This is a genomic window from Streptococcus mitis (assembly GCF_002096855.1).
GTDB classification, from domain to species: Bacteria; Bacillota; Bacilli; order Lactobacillales; family Streptococcaceae; genus Streptococcus; species Streptococcus mitis_Y.
The window spans coordinates 1-17,278 of record NZ_NCVH01000032.1; the positions used below are offsets into that span (position 1 = coordinate 1).

16 protein-coding genes and 1 tRNA gene are annotated in these 17,278 nt (G+C 35.4%); all 17 read right to left on the reverse strand.

Annotation, left to right across the window (positions count from 1 at the left end; genetic code table 11):
• Window positions 1-114: 114 nt before the first annotated feature.
• Window positions 115-186 (reverse strand) — tRNA-Glu (locus tag B7698_RS06860).
• 89 nt (window positions 187-275) lie between these two features.
• On the reverse strand, window positions 276-755 hold the full coding sequence (locus B7698_RS06865; protein WP_084865100.1) for a transcriptional regulator: 480 nt from the start codon (window positions 753-755) through the stop codon (window positions 276-278).
• Window positions 756-875: 120 nt separating this feature from the next.
• On the reverse strand, window positions 876-2,834 hold the full coding sequence (gene ftsH, locus B7698_RS06870) for an ATP-dependent zinc metalloprotease FtsH (RefSeq protein WP_084865101.1): 1,959 nt from the start codon (window positions 2,832-2,834) through the stop codon (window positions 876-878).
• A gap of 15 nt (window positions 2,835-2,849) precedes the next feature.
• Window positions 2,850-3,392, reverse strand: a complete 543-nt coding sequence (gene hpt, locus B7698_RS06875; RefSeq protein ID WP_000892175.1) for a hypoxanthine phosphoribosyltransferase — start codon at window positions 3,390-3,392, stop codon at window positions 2,850-2,852.
• 4 nt (window positions 3,393-3,396) lie between these two features.
• Entirely contained in the window at window positions 3,397-4,674 is a 1,278-nt protein-coding gene (gene tilS, locus B7698_RS06880) for a tRNA lysidine(34) synthetase TilS (protein ID WP_084865102.1), read from the reverse strand.
• On the reverse strand, window positions 4,671-5,939 hold the full coding sequence (locus B7698_RS06885; protein ID WP_049501884.1) for a serine hydrolase: 1,269 nt from the start codon (window positions 5,937-5,939) through the stop codon (window positions 4,671-4,673). Before B7698_RS06885 ends, tilS begins: the two co-directional genes overlap by 4 nt.
• Window positions 5,932-6,054 (reverse strand): SP_0009 family protein, encoded by a 123-nt coding sequence (locus B7698_RS10425; RefSeq protein ID WP_049501883.1) that lies wholly within the window; start codon window positions 6,052-6,054, stop codon window positions 5,932-5,934. The genes B7698_RS06885 and B7698_RS10425 overlap by 8 nt, the downstream gene beginning before the upstream one ends.
• 4 nt (window positions 6,055-6,058) lie before the next feature.
• Window positions 6,059-6,427 (reverse strand): septum formation initiator family protein, encoded by a 369-nt coding sequence (locus B7698_RS06890; protein ID WP_000041905.1) that lies wholly within the window; start codon window positions 6,425-6,427, stop codon window positions 6,059-6,061.
• Window positions 6,420-6,686, reverse strand: a complete 267-nt coding sequence (locus tag B7698_RS06895) for an RNA-binding S4 domain-containing protein (RefSeq protein ID WP_001234978.1) — start codon at window positions 6,684-6,686, stop codon at window positions 6,420-6,422. The genes B7698_RS06890 and B7698_RS06895 overlap by 8 nt, the downstream gene beginning before the upstream one ends.
• Before the next feature lie 57 nt (window positions 6,687-6,743).
• Complete coding sequence (gene mfd, locus B7698_RS06900; protein WP_084865103.1) at window positions 6,744-10,247, reverse strand: transcription-repair coupling factor; 3,504 nt, start codon at window positions 10,245-10,247, stop codon at window positions 6,744-6,746.
• Window positions 10,248-10,817, reverse strand: coding sequence for an aminoacyl-tRNA hydrolase (gene pth / locus B7698_RS06905; protein ID WP_000163936.1), 570 nt, complete (start codon window positions 10,815-10,817; stop codon window positions 10,248-10,250).
• Between the two features lie 73 nt (window positions 10,818-10,890).
• Entirely contained in the window at window positions 10,891-12,006 is a 1,116-nt protein-coding gene (gene ychF, locus B7698_RS06910; protein WP_001218713.1) for a redox-regulated ATPase YchF, read from the reverse strand.
• A gap of 84 nt (window positions 12,007-12,090) precedes the next feature.
• Complete coding sequence (locus tag B7698_RS06915) at window positions 12,091-12,285, reverse strand: DUF951 domain-containing protein (protein ID WP_000285186.1); 195 nt, start codon at window positions 12,283-12,285, stop codon at window positions 12,091-12,093.
• Between the two features lie 64 nt (window positions 12,286-12,349).
• A complete protein-coding gene (gene dnaN / locus B7698_RS06920; RefSeq protein WP_000581174.1) occupies window positions 12,350-13,486 on the reverse strand; it encodes a DNA polymerase III subunit beta in 1,137 nt (378 codons plus the stop codon).
• A 158-nt stretch (window positions 13,487-13,644) separates the two neighbouring features.
• On the reverse strand, window positions 13,645-15,006 hold the full coding sequence (dnaA, locus tag B7698_RS06925) for a chromosomal replication initiator protein DnaA (protein WP_004255267.1): 1,362 nt from the start codon (window positions 15,004-15,006) through the stop codon (window positions 13,645-13,647).
• A 216-nt stretch (window positions 15,007-15,222) separates the two neighbouring features.
• Complete coding sequence (locus B7698_RS06930; protein ID WP_023948336.1) at window positions 15,223-15,981, reverse strand: ParB/RepB/Spo0J family partition protein; 759 nt, start codon at window positions 15,979-15,981, stop codon at window positions 15,223-15,225.
• Window positions 15,982-16,038: 57 nt separating this feature from the next.
• A complete protein-coding gene (htrA, locus tag B7698_RS06935; protein ID WP_000681587.1) occupies window positions 16,039-17,220 on the reverse strand; it encodes a serine protease HtrA in 1,182 nt (393 codons plus the stop codon).
• Between the last annotated feature and the right edge of the window lie 58 nt (window positions 17,221-17,278).

The window sequence follows — 17,278 nt, forward strand, 5'->3', positions numbered from 1 at the left end:
TTGCTTCTCTCAAGTGACAACTATATTAGTATATCACAGCCGCTTTCGCTTGTCAACACTTTTTTGAAACTTTTTTAATCTTTTTTCATCAAGTGTGCCATCCGCAACATACCATAGTCCGTACGGGATTCGAACCCGTGTTACCGCCGTGAAAAGGCGGTGTCTTAACCCCTTGACCAACGGACCAGAGTTGTTTTCAACTCTTACTATTATACAGACTTTTTCAGACTTGTCAACACCTTTTTCTGTTTTTTTCTTTTTTTTTGCATAGCTTCTTACCGAGTACGGATATCAAACTCCTTAAACACAATACGTAAGTCTCTTAATACTCTTTGACGTCCTCGGAAGCGTTCATGTCTTAAGACGCGCTCTAACTCTTCTTGTTTGTCTTTACTTTGTTTGCTTCTATAATCTCTTAGTGTCTCATGAAAGAGATAATACTCATCTAGCCACAGACCTCCCTCACTGATACGATGACTAATTTCACCTACTTCTTCATAAGGTTCTTTATCATATCTACGCTTCTGGCTTTCTTGTTTACGGATATGGTCTAAAATTCGATTACGGAATTTAGTTTTGAAGTATTTTCGTAAGCGTGGGATATCTTCTACCAACTCTTCTTCTCTACTAATCAATTCATGTAAGCAAATCATTCCCTCTTGGTCCCAATCTGATAGCTCCCATAAATGAAGGTAATATTCATTTCTACTCTTATATACAATGCCTCGAACTTCTTTATACAATTCTTTAAACATAACGTTCCCCTTTCTAGATACAGTCTAACAAATAATGAAACTAATTCGGTTCTTTTCTCCATTCTGTTCCCTACACCGTCTAAACTGCACAAAAAAAGAGAGGACATGCCTCTCTCAGGGTTATTTTTCATCATTCATTTTTGACTTTACTTCATCATAAGATAATGCATGAGATTCCTCTTCTACGGTTTCAGGCATCTTTCCTGTTTCATAAAGAGCTTTAATTTGTGTACTATCCAATGTTTCGTATTTCAATAATGCTTCTGCAATCAACTTGTGAGTTTCACGATTTGACTGAATAATTTCAGCAGCTTTATTTCGTGCTTCATTTAATAATGAACGAACTTCTTCGTCAATTTCATAAGCTGTTTGTTCTGAGATTGATTTTTGAGGGCTCTGTGCACCAAACATAGCATGATTGCCCTCATATTGAACTGGACCTAGTTTTTCACTCATACCGTACTCTGTAACCATTGCACGCGCCATTTGTGTCGCCTGTTCAAAGTCGTTTGAAGCTCCTGTAGTTTGGACATTAAAGATAATTTCTTCAGCTACACGTCCACCCATTAAACCAGCCAATTGCTCTTTCATATCTTCTTTAGATAGAAGCATTTGGTCTTCCTTAGGAAGTGCAATCATGTAACCACCTGCACGGCCACGTGGTACAATTGTAACCTTATGGACAACGCGGGCATTCGACAAGACTAGACCAACAATGGTATGTCCTGCCTCATGGTAGGCAACCAATTCACGTTCTCTTTGTGAAACTGTCTTATCTTTCTTAGAAGGTCCAGCAATAACTCTATCTTCTGCTTCATCAATATCTGAGGCATCAATTATCGATTTATTGCGACGAGCAGCAACTAAAGCCGCTTCATTTAAGACATTCTCTAAATCAGCACCAACAAAACCTGGAGTTTGTTGGGCCACTAATTTCAAATCAACATCTTCTGCTAAAGGCTTGTTCTTAGCATGAACTTTCAAGATTGCTTCGCGACCTTTAACATCAGGACGGCCAACCAATACTTTTCTATCAAAACGTCCTGGACGCAAAAGGGCAGGATCAAGTACATCTGAACGGTTTGTCGCAGCGATGACGATAATCCCTTCATTTCCCTCAAAACCATCCATCTCAATCAAGAGTTGGTTCAAGGTTTGTTCACGTTCGTCATTTCCTCCGCCAAGACCAACTCCACGTTGACGTCCAACAGCATCAATTTCATCGATAAAGATAATAGCTGGTGCTGCTTTTTTGGCATCTTCAAAAAGAGAACGAACACGACTAGCTCCAACTCCGACAAACATTTCTACAAAGTCAGAACCTGAAATACTAAAGAATGGAACACCTGCTTCTCCGGCGACTGCTTTAGCAAGCAAAGTTTTACCTGTTCCCGGAGGTCCCTCCAAAAGAACACCTGCTGGAATACGGGCTCCAAGTTTTGTAAATCGTTTTGGATCTTTTAAAAATTCAACAACTTCAACTAGTTCTTGTTTTTCTTCCTCAGCTCCAGCAACATCTGAAAATCTTACTTTAATATCTTCTTTATTTGCAGCTTTAGCCTTACTACGTCCAAAACTCATCGGGTTACGGCTATTATTTCCTCCCATATTTCCCATCATTGAGAATAGGAAGAAGAAAAGAATACCGAATGGCACAATGGATACAAGAATATTAATCCACATACCACTTGAACTTTCATGCTTAATAGTTACTTCCGCTTTATGGTCAGAAGCAAGCTTTTGCAATTCTGATACTGTAGTATCTGAAGGAAGAATAATACTTGAAAATTTCTCTACTGTTGTAGCAGAAGGAGAAAAGAACTGGATACCTGTTTCTTCTTTACTTGTTTTAGGATTTTTATAGACACCCGAAACTTCGATAACACTGCCATTTGGTTGGTAAGTCAATTCTTTTACATTGTCATCGGTAATTTCTTTTACCAATTCTGTATAATTAATTTGCTCACTTTTCCCTGCAACACTACCTGTACTAAAATACTGGTAAGCTGTAACTAGGAAAAAAATAAGTAATAACCATAGAAAAGGATTTTTAATTAAACCATTATTTTGTTTTTTCATTAAAAATTGTTCTTTCTAATTTGAATACACTTCTTCTTTCAATACTCCAACATAAGGAAGGTTACGATAATTTTCTTTGTAGTCTAAACCATAACCTACTACAAACTCATTTGGGATAGTAAAGCAGGTATAGTCTGCCTCAATTTCTACAACACGTCCTTCTGGTTTATCCAACAAGGTTGCAATTTTAACAGAAGCAGCCTCTCTTGCAATAAACATATCTCGCAAATTCTTCAAAGTTTGACCTGTATCAATGATATCTTCTACAAATAAAACATGTCTTCCTTTGATATCTTGAGTCACATCTTGCTTGATATTGATGACACCGCTACTTGCTGTTCCACCATGATAGCTAGAAACCATCATGAAGTCCATTTCAATATGTGTGTCGATATGTTTGACCAATTCAGCCATAAAAGGAATAGATCCTTTTAAAATCCCAACTAAAATTGGATTTTTTCCTGCATAGTCTTTAGTGAGTTGAGCACCTAATTTTTTAGCAGCTTCTGTAATTTCATCGTGTGAAACGAGGATTTTTTTAATATCGTTTTCTAACATTTTTTTACCTATCTATTTTTTCTATATAAAGTACAGTGTTCATTATATCATTTTTCGTGTTTTTACTCAAATTACTGGTCGCAATTCCCAAAATTGAGACAATTTCACCAAATTGCTCAATAATCAGAGCTGATTTTCGCTTTTCCATAGGGATTTTCAAATCAATAAATAGACGTCTGAGTTTTTTTCTATGACCATTTTGAATCAAAAAATCTCCTGTTTTTCGATGACGAATGTGTATGGATGTTTCCCGTGAAACAGGTACCTGCTGAATTAATTCACCTTCTAAAGGAAGTCCAAAGGAAAATAAATAACCCTGGTAGGATACCTGATTTTGATAGTGTAACACAAGTTCATCTTCCTTTTCATCAGACTGAGGACTGATTTTACAAATCCGAAACTGTTGATACTCTTTTACTAATTCATAACCATTTTTAAGCGGATGACGATACTGGCTTTTAGTTTTTAAAATTTTTCTAACTTCTTCAAACTGAGCTTTTGTAAGATTCAAATCTGGAAAACGATTCAGATAAGTTTGAAGTAAAACTCTTTGTGTCGACTCAGAGTAAGACAATAGCTGATCTAAATTTTCTACATCAATATTCTTTGATAATTCAGCTATAGCTAAGTCATAATCTAAAATTTCATTGCCGATGCTTAAGATTGCATCTCTAAATCTAGGATTTTCTTTTTCTAATTCTGGTAAATAAGAGTTTCGAATACGATTGCGAAAATAATGATTTTCCTGATTTGATGTATCTTCAAAGTGAAAAATTGGTGGAAAGTCTTTTTTCTGAAAATGCAAGAAGGGACGAATGATTTCTATCTCTCCGACTACTTGCTTCTCCTTAATTCCTGATAGATAGCGCAAACGAGTTCCTCGAATCAAGCGCATTAAAATCGTTTCCACCTGATCATCAGCATGGTGGGCAGTGACTAAAGCTGTCGCACCTGTCTTTTTCATGACCTCTTGAAAAAAATCATAACGAAAATGTCGAGCACGCGCTTCTGAAAATTCACCTAAAAAATTACTGATATAAATAGGAAGCTCTGCTTCAGCAGCTAACTTCCTTAATTCCTGTTCTTCCCAATCTGATTCTACTCTCTGCTTATGATTCACATGAGCTAGAATCAATTCAATTTCTAATTCTTTTTGATACGTAGATAACACCTTAAATAGAAACATAGAATCTAATCCACCAGAAAGAGCTAGCACCACCTTAGCATGCTTTTTGAAATATCCCTTCTTGAGAAAATGATTTAAAAAATCTTGTTCCCTCATTTTAGAACCTCATAAACATCCTTGGCTATCTTAGAAATCGTATCATAATCAGAATTTTTAGTGAAAATAGAAAGAATAAATGGAGAATCTGCATAGACAACACCCGTATCATGCTTAAATTCATCCGCATCTCCAATTTTATGAGCTACTTTAACAGAAACACCTTTGGCAATTCTCTCATTATCAAAATCTGTTTTAGTCAAAGAATCCAATACAAATCCATTTTGATTATAAATAGCCTCCATGACCTTCCCAGCCATCTTAGAAGAAATCAATTTTTCTTTGGAATCCCAATCATCTCCCATAATAGCAGACATCTGGGATTTAAATGTGGCATCAGATTGGTTTGAAATGTAATATCCCAATAAATTATGAGCTACATTATCAGATTCTTTTGATACTTTCGTAATTAAATCCTTTAGAGAATACTCTTTATTATCCTCTTTTTTAGGAAGGCTACCACTTCCCTCTGGTTTATAAGAACCTGGAAAATCATTGACTGCAGATACGTATTTTATAGTCGTGTCTAACTGATAAAGCCCCTCATTTATTTTTTCTTGCGCATAATAGAGATAAGGTAATTTTAAAACACTAGCTGCATACATCTTTTCATCTTGATTGATACCAGCCTCTTTTCCAGTAGTCAGTTGCTTAACATAAATAGAAAATGAATCCTTCTGATATTTTTCCGATAACATTTCTTGGACTTTACTCATCCGATTATCTTCTTCAGAAGTTGATTCTTTAGCTGCCCATCCAGCCTGATCAATATGTAGAAATTCTCTTCCTTCTACAAACATGGTCTTATCAATTGATACTTGCGAATAAGCTGATAAGGATGATTTCACTTCTTTTAAGTCATAAGGACTATTGTACAGTTTAAAATCAGATTCTAACCATACTTTTTTTATTGTTGGAGTTACCTCTGATTGATCATATAAAAATCGTTTGTCTGCAGCAATAAATTGATGGTTTGATAACTTAAATACTGGAATCCCTTGTTTATTCAAGCGCCACTCGGTTATTTGAAAACTTGTTTGGGGAGTCAATTTTCCAGATTCCACCACTAAATCTTCATTCGCATAAACAGGAACCTCTCCATAAACCATGGGAGAACTTAATTTTTCTCTAAAATAAATACCAAAGTCAGATTGTGAAAGGTAATAAATTTCTTTTGAAGTATAGACTACTTCTTTTTCTGTGCTAACGACTTTTGAAATGATCAAAAAACTCGGTAACAACAAAATAATTAAGAATTTACGCATTCTTCCTTTCCTTTTCTTCTTGTAAACGCAATAATTGATTTTTATCAACCAACTCTTCCAGCTTTTCATCCGATAGACTCAAAAATTGCTCTATTACATCTAATAAATTTTCCATTTTATCACCTTGGGAGCAAGTCAGGAATCGTATAAACAGCTTCCCGATTCTTAGAATAATAATATTTTGCACGCATGTATTTAGCAGCGTAATCTTCATCTTTCAACTTTGTAGCAAAAGCTGTCTCTTTCTCCTTTTCCTCACTCAAGGTTTGATACTGAGTTTGCAAATCTGATAACTGTTGACGTCTTTGGAGTAATTGGTGATAGCTTTGAGCAAGATTATAAGTTGGTAAAATGAACAATAAAATCATCAAAATCAGAACCCAACCCATGAAACGATTACGTTTTTGTCGTTCTTTCATCAGATAGCGACGACGTTGGTGTTCATTTTGAATAAAAGAATTATTCAATTGTACGATATTTTTAGACATTTTCTTCTACCCGTGTTTCACTGATAATTTCATACATGCCTGCTGCATCTTCTTTTTTTGTACTATCTTTCATCTCCAGTACTTTTACAAGTAGCAACTTATTTCCAAAACGAATTTCAACTTGGTCATTAACTTTCAAATCCGTTGAACTTTTTGCCAAGATTCCATTTACCTTGATTCTGCCTTTATCTGCTACTTCTTTTGCGACTGTACGACGCTTGATAATTCTTGATACTTTTAAATATTTGTCTAATCTCATTTTTATTACCTCAAATTATTATTGTATCATTTTTATCTACTTTATAGAAGAAAAATGTTAAAGGGAATTGCCTTCTTTCGACACTTTTATCTCTAATAAACTTTCTCCAAAAATGAGTAGACCTTCTAAAATTTCATAGTCCTTCTTGTTTCGAACATCAAATACAACTTCCATTAATCCCTTATTCTCAGCTATGGCTGCTTTTAAATTCGTTGCGGATAAAGCTTTAAAATAATCTTGAGCCAAAAACAGTCGTTGAGTGACTTTTTCAAATTGAACTGTAATCTTATTCTCTTTTCTTTCTACACGTTGAACAAAGACCTTGTCCAAATATGACTTGACTAAACCAATCTCTAAAAGATAAGCAACCACATCTGGGTATTCTCCAAAACGGTCCATCAGCTCTTCTTGTAACTCCTCATAATTGACACGGTTGTCAATTTGACGAATTTTCTTGTAAATTTCAATCTTATGTCGTTGATCAGAAATATAGGTATCAGGAAGATAGGCATCAATTTGTAAAATCAACTCAGAATTCCCTTTGGTTCTTGTGTTCACATTACCATGTCGTTTAGCAATAGCTTCCTCCAATAACTGCGAATACAATTCAAAACCAACAGAATCAATGAAACCAGACTGGGATTTTCCTAAAAGATTTCCTGCTCCGCGAATCGAAAGATCTCGCATTGCAATCTTAAATCCAGAGCCCAATTCTGTAAATCCTTTGATCGCTTCTAATCTCTTCTCGGAGACTTCACTGATTGATTTTTCTGGACGATACATGAGATAGGCATAAGCAATACGATTACTACGACCGACTCTTCCTCTTAACTGATACAAGGTTGACAAGCCCATATGGTCCGCATTTTCAATAAATAAAGTATTAGCATTTGGAATGTCCACCCCTGTCTCAATAATGGTAGTAGTCACTAAAATATCATACTGACCTTCAATGAAATCCAGTAGAGTATTTTCTAACTGAATCTCACTCATTTGCCCATGAACATAACCAATCGAAGCATCTGGAATCAACTCCTGTAATTCGGAAACCTTCTGGTCAATCGTGTCAACTTTATTGTAAAGATAGTAAACTTGACCTCCACGCTCCATTTCACGCAAGACAGCATCACGAATCACACTATCATTCTTTTCTAAAACATAGGTTTGCACTGGATAACGATTAGTCGGCGGAGTTTCAATAACAGACAAATCTCTGATTCCCAGCATAGACATGTGAAGGGTACGAGGAATTGGCGTTGCTGTCAAGGTCAGGACATCTACTTGTTTTTTCAGTTCTTTCAAGGTTTCCTTATGCTTGACACCAAATCGCTGTTCCTCATCAATAATCATCAAACCCAAATCAGCAAACACAACATCTTTTGACAAAACACGATGCGTTCCAATCAAAATATCAATTTGACCATTTTTCAATTTTTCAAGTGTCTCTGCCTGCTCTTTTTTACTTCTAAAACGACTCAATACATCAATATTAACTGCAAAATTTTGGAATCGTTCCTTAAAATTCGTATAGTGCTGTTGCGCTAAAACCGTCGTCGGAACTAGAACGACAACCTGTTTGTGATCATTGACTGCCTTAAAGGCTGCACGCATAGCAACTTCAGTCTTTCCAAAACCAACATCCCCAACTAAAAGTCGATCCATTGGTTGAGAAGACTGCATATCTCTCTTGATTTCCTCAACACTACGAAGTTGATCATCCGTTTCAACATAAGGGAAGGCATCATCAAAAGCATGTTGATCCTCATCATCAGCTGAGAAAGCAAAACCCTTCAACTGACTGCGTTCAGAATAAAGTTTAATTAAATCGTCAGCTATATCCTCTACTTGGTTCTTAACTTTTTGCTTGGCCTTTTTGAAATGACCATCATTTAATTTATTGAGTTTTGGCGCTTTCCCATCACTTGAAATATATTTAGACAGTAGATGAATCTGTTCTACTGGGATAGAGATTTGATCCCCATTTTGATACTGCACACTGACATAATCGCGGTGTATCCCTTTGATTTCAATGGTTTCAATTCCTAAATATTGACCAATCCCATGGATATGATGGACAACGTAGTCCCCTTTTTCAAGTTCATTGTAATCTTTTAATCTCTCTGCGTTTGAAACATGTTGTCTTCGAAAACGACGTTTCAATTTCTTTTGAAAAATCTCATGTTCAGTTATCAATAAAACCTTTTCATCTACAAAATGAAAACCATGTCTGAGATTACCCTCGATTAAGTTTACAGATTCTTTACAAATACTTGACTTATCTCTAGAATCCAATTTAATCTGGTATTCCTCTAAAACATCCTCCAATGTTTTACTTCCCATTGAATTGCTAGACTGCAGGATAATAGTATAATCCATTTTTTTGTATCTCTCAATTTCTTCTTTTAGAAAAGAAAATTGATTAAAAAACTCCTGCATAGGATATTGATTAAATTGATAAATTTGGTCAAACTTGAGATTGCCTAACCCTTTTTGCAGATTAGAGAAAAAGGTAACCGGACTCTGTTTTTTATAGATTTGCTCTGTATCTGCAAAATACTGCATCTCAGAAAATGCTCTACTGTTCTGTAATTCTTCTGTAAAGTATTGTGCTAGTTCTCTTTCAAAGACTTCATACTGATTCATTAATTTTTGATAATCATCAAAGAATACTGGGGTATCTTTTTCAATATAGTCAAAGACAGTCCATGTCTTTTCATAGCACAAAGATAAAAACTTCCGTGAATCTGAATGTATTTGTTTTTGGTGAAAACTTGAAAGAATTTCTTCTAGATAGGATTTCAAAATCGGTGATAACGTTTTTGAAATTTGTTTTTCTAAAGCTGACTGTCCTCGTTGATAATCCTTTTCTCTCAAAAGCATATCACTAGCTGGAAAGATAGTGAGTTCTGTCTGATTTTCTTTCGATAATTGTGTTTCGACTTCAAATGACCTAATACCATCGACTTCATCACCAAAAAACTCAATTCGGTAAGGTTCCAACTGGGATATTTCAAAAATATCTAAAATATCTCCTCGCAGACTAAATTCGCCTTGAGTTTGTACTTGTGTAACTTTTCGATAGCCTATCTCTTTTAACTGATGGATAAGTGCGTGTTGGTCATATTCTTCACCAACTGTTATTTTTACAATACTATCTTTGAATACATTTGGAGACGGTAAAATCAATCGACTTGCTGCGATATTACAAACTAAAATCCCTTTCTTAGATGAATCAGTCAAAAAACGCAAGGCTTCAACCCGTGAAATGATTTTTTCTTGTGAAGACATCAAAAACTCGACCATAGGGGAGTCATCTACCAAAAATGGATAGACAAGTTCCTCACCCAAGATAGATATAAGATCACTAACAAGTCCTTCGGCTTCTCCATAAGTTGACGTCAATAACACAATCTTATCTTCCTGTCTCAAACTACTAGCAATTGCTAAAGTTTTTGTAGAAGTTGACAAGCCTAAGATTAATTGTCTTTTCTTATCTGTCAGATTTTGATGCCATTTTTTTATCTGATCATTTTCTGAGAATAAATCTAATAAGGTCACCATTTATCCGTTATACCTCTGCATCGTTTTTTCAAAGTTTTTCTCTTGTAAATAGTAGTTTACAGAATCGTCAACTTTGTCAATAGACTGTAAAATACCAATATAATCATCCTTGTCAAAAGTACTCAAAACATGGTGAACAACTGACATGCCATTTTTAGGTCTTCCGATTCCAATTTTAACACGATTAAAGGTTTGGGTTCCAATATGTTGAATAATAGACTTGATACCATTATGACCACCTGCTGAACCTTTTGCTCTTAAACGAATTTTCCCAACTTCCATGTCAAGGTCATCGTAAATGATGAGTAAATCTTCAATATCCAAACCATAATAAGTCAATAAAGCATGAACCGCTTTTCCACTTTCATTCATAAATGTCGTTGGTTTGACAAGATAAATTTTTTCTCCATTTAGGAAAAAGGATGCTAGGTCAGCTTGAAATATCTTATCGTGTGTAAAAGTGACATTCTGTTTCTTCGCTAGTTGGTCAATCAACATAAATCCAACATTGTGTTTGGTCTCAAAATATTTATCTCCTGGATTTCCTAATCCTACAAGTAATTTGGTCATTTATTTTTCCTTTCAAAAGCCAAAAGGGTTGGAATTTTTTTCCAACCTAATTGACACTATTTGTTAAATATTATTAGACATTAAAGCGGAATTCCATGATATCGCCATCTTGAACGATATATTCTTTTCCTTCTTCACGCAAGCGCCCAGCTTCTTTTACAGCCTTTTCAGATCCATATTTCACTAGATCCTCATATGACATAGTTACTGCACGAATAAATCCTTTTTCAAAGTCTGAGTGGATAATACCAGCTGCTTGAGGAGCCTTCATACCACGTTTAAAGGTCCAAGCGCGAACTTCTTTTTCACCAGCTGTGAAGTAAGTTCCCAATCCAAGTAAGTGGTAAGCTGCACGAGTCAACTTGTCAACGCCTGACTCTGTCAAACCAAGTGCTTCAAGAAACTCTTGCTTATCTTCTTCGTCTAACTCAGAAATTTCTTCCTCAGCACGCGCAGAAATAACGACTACTTCAGCATTTTCTGTCGCTGCGAATTCACGAATTTGTTTAACATAGTCGATAGAGTCAGGTTCTGAAACAACATCCTCATCCACATTGGCAACATAGAGCACTGGTTTAGTCGTCAAAAGGAAGAGACCTTTGACAACTTTTTGTTCTTCATCTGTAAATTCAATAGTTCGAGCTGATTTTCCATCTTCTAGGACTGGTTTAATCTTTTGAAGAACATTAAACTCAGCTACTGATTCTTTATCTTTTTGCGTACGTGCCATCTTTTCTACACGCGCATAACGCTTATTAACTGATTCTAAGTCAGCAAGAATCAACTCCAGGTTAATAGTATCAATATCTGCAAGTGGATCCACAAAAGCATCTTCACGTCCTTGCTCGCGCATCACATTTTCATCATCAAAAGCACGAACTACGTGAACAATCGCGTCTACTTCACGGATATTAGCCAAGAATTTATTCCCTAGCCCTTCTCCTTTTGAAGCTCCTTTTACAATTCCTGCGATATCTGTAAATTCAAATGTTGTTGGAACTGTCTTTTTAGGAGTGATCATTTCAGTCAATTTTTGTAGGCGTTCATCTGGAACCTCAACCATTCCAACGTTTGGATCAATCGTCGCAAATGGATAGTTTGCAGCCTCTGCTCCTGCTTTTGTAATTGCATTAAATAGTGTTGATTTACCAACGTTTGGCAAACCAACGATACCTGCTGTTAAAGCCATATTTTCTCATTCTCCGTTTTCATTTCAATCCCTAATATTATAACACAAAAAGGGAAAACTTGCTAACCCTCTAACTGAGGGGTTTCAGTCAATAATTTTATTCATTTTTCGATCAAAATCATAGCGCCCCATCATGACAACATGGTCACAATTGCTACATTTAATTTTGATATCTGCTCCTACACGTGTAATTTCCCAACGATTGGCCTTTTTACCTGTTGACTTGATGGTGCAAGCATGTGGTTTTTTCATTTCAACAAAATTTCCAACTTGATACATACTACTCTCCTTCTCTTTTTAGATTATATCATAAAAGAGGCGAGCCAGGCTCAACCTCTTTCACTTAATTTGTACGAACTGGTGTAATGAGCTGCATGAAGTCTTCATCAGTGTCTGCTGGCACAAGAGTAAATGGACGAACAGCTGAGATAAAGCTAATGGTCACCTTTTCGCTATTTAAAGCCTTAAGAGAATCAATCAAGTAAGTTGGGTTGAAACTAATAGTCAAATCTTCACCAGTCACCTGATCAGTATCGATTTCTTCGTTTACTTTACCAACTTCTGGAGAATGAACATGGGCGCTAACAATACCACCTTTAATTTCAAGCTTCACAGTACCATTTTGAGTCGCACTTGATAAAAGGCGAGCACGCTCCATTGACTGACGTAAGTTTACCACATCAAAAGTAATAGTAGTGTTAAAGTCTGTCGGAATCAAGCGATCTGTATCAGGATAGTTACCTTCTAACAAACGAGTATAGAAGCTAATATTTTCGCTTCTAAAGAGGATTTGATTGTTGGCAAAGAAAATCTCTACAGTTTCAATATCGTCTGTAAATACTGCTGAAAATTCGCGTAGAGAACGGCTAGGAATCACGACATCAAAATCATCACTATTTTTTTCAAGAGTCAATTTTTTCTGGCTTAGACGATGAGAGTCTGTTGCAACTGTTTTTAACTCTTTGTGTTGGCTCAATACAAAATGAACACCTGTTAAAATTGGACGACTTTCTTGTGTACTTGCAGCAAAAGCTGTTTCATTGATAATTTTCTTGAGTAATTTTGTTTCAAGAACCAAAGGAGTGCTTGCTGAAATTTCTTGGATTCGTGGATATTGTTCACTATCTTTTCCTTTTAGGGTAATTTCTGATTTACCGCTGGTTAAAACAATTTGATTTTGTTCAATTTCTTTAAAATCAAGAGTCACATCAGGTAGACTAGATACAACATTGATGAAGAAAGAAGCTTCAAGAAGGATCGAACCTAAAGAAGTAATTAACAAACCAGCATCTTCATTTTTTTGAGAAATAAAATTTTCAATTGAAATTTGACCATTTGAACCAATTAAAGTAACACCTTCATTGGTTACGTCAATTTTTACGGTTGATAAAATAGGAATGGCATTTTTAGAGCTAATAGCTCTCTTAGTAGTATTTAAGGCTTGTAGAAATAAATTTTTATTAATTGAAAAATGAATCATGGATTCTCCTTTATTTATTTTTAGTATTAGAAGGATAATAGTAATAATAGGGTCTGTGAAATCTGTGGAAAACAGACTTTAAACAAGTCATATCAAGTTTTTTGGCTTGTTTAAAAAATGTGGATAAAAAAGATAATAAAGTAAAAGTTATCCACAAGTTATTTAATTTTCTTTTTGATGGATTCAATTTCTAAACGTAAATTATCGTCTTCATCAATCAAAGATTTAATTTTGGCATGGGCATGTATGACTGTTGTGTGATCTTTTCCACCAAATTCCTTCCCAATTTTTGGAAGACTATTATCTGTTAATTCTCTAGATAAATACATGGCTACTTGACGGGCCAAAACAATATTTTGAAGGCGTCTGCTTCCCTTCATTTCTTTGACACTAACACCATAGAAGTTCCCTACTTCAGTTTGGATTTTATCAATTGGAATGACGAGGATTTGGCTAACATCTTGTTTTCGAGCTCTAATAGCTTCTGCAGCGATATCGATAGTGATATCCTTAATCTTCTTCACTCTGGCAATTAAAGTGATGTCGTTTATTGCTCCTTCAAGTTCTCGGACGTTTGAATCAAATTGACCAGCTAGGTATTCTAGGGTATCACTTTGGAAATGGTAGTCTAAATTCTCTGTTTTGCTTTGTAAAATGGCAATACGTGTCTCAAAGTCAGGTGGTGTGATGTTTTGCGTCAAGCCCCAGCTAAAGCGCGTGACAAGTCTTTCTTCAAGGCCCTCTAAGTGTTTAGGGCTACGATCACTAGTCAGAACAATTTGTTTTTGATTGTTATGGAGAACATTGAAAGTATTGAAAAATTCTTCCTGAGTTGCAACTTTTTTTCCACTCAGCGATTGAATATCATCAATTAACAAGAGATCGAGGCTACGGTAGGTTTTTTTGAACTTATCCATTTCACCCAGTCTCAGATGTTCAAGAAAGTCGTTTATAAAGCTTTCAGCAGGAATGTACTTAACACGCGCATCAGGAATATTTTTCAAAATCTCATTCCCAATTGCATTGAGTAAGTGAGTCTTACCAAGGCCAGGTCCTCCATAGATAAAAAGAGGATTATAGGTCAAGGCTAAATCTTCAGAAACAGCCAAAGCGGCTGATACTGCCCAAACATTCCCATCCCCTTGAATAAAATTATCAAAGGTATATTTTTCTTTTAATCCAGTATCCGAATAAGGAATAGATGCTAACTTTGGACTATAGTCATAAAGAGTTGAATTTGGAGCTTCTTCAACTTGTGAGACAGTAGTATCTTGAGGTTTGATGAAAATATAGTGGGGAGTTATCTCAGCATCATAAATCTCAAAACCAGCTACTACAATGATATCTTTTAGTTGTTTTTCCCAGACCATTTCCATTTCAGATCGTGGTAAAAATATAGTGGCAACATTTTCCTCTACCTTGATGAGTTCAGCTTGAATAGCATAGAAATCATACATGGATCGAGTCAGTCTTTCTTGAGCAAATTCTAAGATACGATTCCAAAATTGTTTTTCTTTCAATCCGTCCTCCTCCTTTACTACTTGTTTAAAAGTTTAATACTAGACTTATTTTACCATAGATAGTAAGATTTTTCCACAAGTTGTGAAAAATAATCCACAATGTTATCAAGTTTTATCCACAGGTTGGGGATAAAATCAGAAACTATTGATTTATGAAGTTTTTTATTGAAAAAAATAGTGGATAACCTTGTGAGATAAAAAAATAAAAGAACAGCCTTATTTCAGGCTGTTGATAATTCTACTGTATTCTTCTTGATTTGAGAAAGCAATAATGATTTTGCCACTATCTTTTTTAGACAGTTTGATTTCTACATCTAATCCGAGTATTTTTTTTAACTGTTCTTCTTCATTTTGTATGAAATAATCATTTTTTTGCAGTTTCTTTTGTTTTTTCTCTGTCAGAAGAGCTTCTAACTTCCTTACAGAAATGTCTTCCTCTATAATTCGTTGAAAGAAATAGTCTTGTTGTTCCTTATTCAACCCAACTAGAGAACGCGCATGGGCTTGTGATAGTTTACCACTTTCTACTTCAGAGAGAATCGGTTCTGGCAGGGACAGCAAGCGAATGGAGTTGCTGATATATGGACGAGACTTGCCCATTTTATCTGCAATTTCAGCATGGGTAAATCCTTTCTCTACAAGAGATTCATAGGCGCGTGCTTCTTCTATTGGATTTAAATTTTCTCTTTGCAAATTTTCAATGATGGACTGGACCATCATCTCTTGATCTGAAAGCTGTTTAACAACAGCTGGGATATACCTTAGACCAGCTAAAAGTGAAGCCCGATAGCGTCTCTCTCCTGCAAGGATTTCATAACCAATAACAGGAGATTGACGAACAATAATCGGTTGAATGACCCCATTTTCTTTGATAGACTGTGCTAGTTCATGTAGTTTTTCTCCATCAAATTCTTTTCGAGGTTGATAGGGATTTTTCTGTATATCTGTGATAGAAATCATTTCAAATTTTTCCATGATTCTACACTAACACATCTTTTATCTTATGTAAAGCTTTCTTTACATAGATGTCAATTAAGATTCTAAATCACCTGAACTCTTGTCAAGTTTAATAGATGTAGTTTCTTCTTTACCGTTACGATAGTAAGTTATTTTAATGGTATCTCCGATAGAATGATTGTAAAGAGCACTTTGTAAGTCTGTTGATGAAGCAATTTCCTTGTCATCTACTTTTGTAATAACATCGTATTTTTCAAGGTGACCATTGGCAGGCATATTACTTTGCACAGAACGAACAACTACACCAGATGTTACATTGCTTGGAATATTCAGTCTTCTAATATCACTTGTATTAATATTTGAGAGATTGACCATTTGAATTCCCAAAGCTGGACGAGTAACTTTTCCGTTCTTTTCCAACTGTTCAATAATATTGATAGCATCATTTGCAGGGATTGCAAAACCAAGACCTTCTACAGATGTTCCTCCATTTGTGGCAATTTTACTTGAGGTAATTCCGATAACCTGTCCTTGAATATTGATTAGTGGGCCACCAGAGTTACCTGGGTTAATAGCAGTATCAGTTTGGATGGCTTTTGTAGAAATGGCTTGTCCATCTTCAGATTTTAAAGATACATTTCGATTAAGACTAGATACGATACCTTGAGTGACAGTATTAGCATATTCAGAACCTAATGGGCTACCGATGGCAATAGCAGTTTCTCCTACGGTTAACTTGCTAGAATCACCAAATTCAGCTACTGTTGTCACTTTTTCTGAAGAGATTTTGACGACAGCAATATCAGAGAAAGTATCAGCTCCGACGATTTCTCCAGGTACTTTAGTTCCATCTGACAAACGAATATCTACTTTGCTGGCACCATTTATAACGTGATTGTTGGTGACGATGTAAGCTTCTTTATCATTCTTTTTATAAATAACCCCAGATCCTTCACTAGAGATTTGCTGAGAATCTGTGTCAGTATCATCATTACCAAATACGCTATTTTGTCTGTTTGCTGAATAAGTAATAACAGAAACAACGGCATCTTTTACTTTGTTAACAGCCTGTGTTGTTGAATTTTCATTCTTATAGGCAGTCTGTGTAATAGTACTATTGTTGTTAGAGGTACTTTCAGTACTTTTTTGAGTTAGTTGGTTTATTGAAAAGCTACCCAAGGCTCCACTAAAAAAGCTAATGACGATAACGACTAATAATTGAAACCCTTTTTTGTAAAATGTTTTTAAATGTTTCATATTTGCCTCCATATTTTTGAATTACTGAAAGTATAAACTGACTAGCTTAATTATAACT